The sequence below is a fragment of the Pantoea sp. SIMBA_079 genome (assembly GCF_046940275.1).
GTDB classification, from domain to species: Bacteria; Pseudomonadota; Gammaproteobacteria; order Enterobacterales; family Enterobacteriaceae; genus Pantoea; species Pantoea borealis.
Genome location: NZ_JAWRYR010000682.1, coordinates 1 through 250, shown reverse-complemented (window position 1 = coordinate 250; position 250 = coordinate 1). Strand labels below are relative to the sequence as shown.

The window sequence follows — 250 nt, the reverse complement described above, 5'->3', positions numbered from 1 at the left end:
CCAGCGCTTGGGCGTGTTTGCATTACCGGTGATGTCGATCCACAGGTTTTGCGCCAGACGCTTGTCAGCGGCCGGCGCGGTCGAACCGTAGATCACTTCACCCTTGCCACCGGCCGCCGTAGCCGCCGCCTGCGCGGCCTGCTGCGCCGTGGTGACGTTCTGGTTGGTGGTGGTAAGGCCGTTCTCCAGGCTTGTGGTCCTCCCGGCCACGCTGCTCAGGTTGTCGCCTTGCTGGTTCACCGTCGAGGTC

The 250-nt window shown here is 65.6% G+C and carries 1 protein-coding gene; it reads right to left on the bottom strand.

Annotation, left to right across the window (positions count from 1 at the left end; translation table 11 throughout):
* Window positions 1–210: hypothetical protein (locus tag SB719_RS21695; RefSeq protein ID WP_412159964.1), on the bottom strand; the 210-nt coding region annotated here is incomplete at its 3' end.
* Window positions 211–250: the final 40 nt, after the last annotated feature.